1 protein-coding gene is annotated in these 1,935 nt (G+C 77.1%); it reads left to right on the forward strand.

Annotated elements, in window-relative coordinates:
• Positions 1-1,935, forward strand: a 1,935-nt coding sequence (locus tag AB0O00_RS37435; RefSeq protein ID WP_363659156.1) for a BTAD domain-containing putative transcriptional regulator, incomplete at both ends; no start/stop codon positions are given.

Genomic DNA, 1,935 nt, shown 5'->3' on the forward strand with positions numbered 1-1,935 from the left:
AGCGCCGGGAGTGGGAGGAGCGGCGGCTCGCCGTCCTGGAGCTGTGCCTGGAGGCGGAGGTCGACGGCGGCCGGTGCACCGAGGCGGTGGCCGAGCTCACGGCCCTCGTCGAGGAGCACCCGCTGCGCGAGCGGCTCTCGGAGCTGCTGATGCTCGCGCTCTTCCGCTCCGGCCGCCAGGCCGACGCCCTCACGGCCTACCGGGTGGCCGACCGCCGGTTGCGCGAGGAACTGGGCGTCGGCGCCGGGCCCGGCCTGCGCGACCTGCACGGCCGGATCCTCGCCTCCGACGAGACACTGGCGGCGACCGGCGAGTGGGTCCTCACCGAACCGGAGGTGCCGCCCGCCGGCGCAGCCGATCCCACCTCCGCTCTCGTCCCGGCGCAACTGCCGGTATCCGCCGCCGACTTCACGGGACGGTCGGCAGAGGCCGAGGCGCTGCGCGCCGCCCTGCGGGAGCCGGGCAGCGTGCCCGTGGCGGCCGTCGCCGGCATGGGCGGGGTCGGCAAGACCGCGCTCGCCGTGCACGTCGCCCACGGCCTCGCCGCCGAGTTCCCGGACGGCCAGCTCTACGTCGACCTGCACGGCGCCGACGGCCGCCCCACCCGCCCCGAGGAGGCCCTGGCCGCGTTCCTGCGCTCCTTCGGCGTCGTCGGCGACGCGATCCCGGCCGGCCTCGCCGAACGCTCCGCCCGCTACCGCTCGTTGCTCGCCGGGCGCCGCGTCCTCGTCCTGCTCGACAACGCGCGTGACGCCGAACAGGTCCGCCCGCTCCTGCCGGGCAGCGCCGGCTGCGCCGTCCTCGTCACCAGCCGCACCCGCCTCGGCGCCCTGCCCAACGCCCGCTTCACCGAACTCGCCGTGCTCCCCGCCGAGGACGCCGTCACCCTGCTCACCCGGGTGGTCGGCGCCGAGCGGGTCACCGCCGAGGAGGACGCCGCCCGCGAACTCGTACGGCTCTGCGGCCAGTTGCCGCTCGCCGTCCGGATCCTCGCGGCCCGGCTGGCCTGCCGCCCGCGCTGGACGATCGCCCGGCTGCTGGAGCAACTCACCGGCGACCGCTACCGGTTGGACGCGCTGCGCAGCGGCGACCTCGCCGTCGAGTCCTCCTTCCGCTTCGGCTACGACCAGCTCGACGCCGAACAGGCCCGCGCCTTCCGGCTGTTGGCCACCCCCGAGGTGCCCGACCTGTCGCCCGGTGCGGTCGCCGCCGTGCTCGACCTGCCCGAACCGGACGCCGTCGAGCTCGCCGAGTCGCTGGTCGACTGCTCGATGCTGGAGAGTGTCGCCGGCCCCGATCGCTACCGCTACCACGACCTGCTGCGCGCCTTCGCCCGGCGGGCCGGCCTCGACGGCGCCGGCCCCGAGGAGGTGAGGGGCGCGCTGAGCCGCCTGGTCGACCACCACCACGCGCTCGTGACGGCCGCGCTCGGGGCGTCCGCCGCGCGGCGCGGCTTCGCCGTCGGCTCGTCCCCGGCCGTCGGCGCCCTGGTGAGCCAGTGCGCGAAGCTCCCCGGCCGCTCCGCCGACACCGCCCCGGCACTCGGACGGCTCGCCGAACTCCTCCTCGGCTGCTGCCTGTTGGCCGACTCGGGGCACGCCACCCGGCCCCTCGGGCACGCCGCCAACGCCCTCCTGCACGCGAGCCTCGAACAGGGCGACCACGCGGCCGAGGCCCGCGCCCGGCTGGTGCTCGGCCGCCTGCTCACCGAGGTCGGCTCGGTGCCCTCCGCTCTCGCCGAACTGCTCCGCGCCCGCGACCTGTGCACCACCTTCGAACCGGCCCGCCCACTGCTCGCCCTCGCCCACAGCTCCCTCGCCGCCTGCTTCCTCCAGACCGGCCGCCCCGACGAGGCCGTGACCGGCTTCTCGGCCGCCGCCTCCGCCTGGGACCGGGCCGGCGACCGCCGCTCCCTGGCCGCCGAACTCCTCAACC

Source organism: Kitasatospora sp. NPDC093558 (assembly GCF_040683475.1).
GTDB lineage: Bacteria > Actinomycetota > Actinomycetes > Streptomycetales > Streptomycetaceae > Kitasatospora.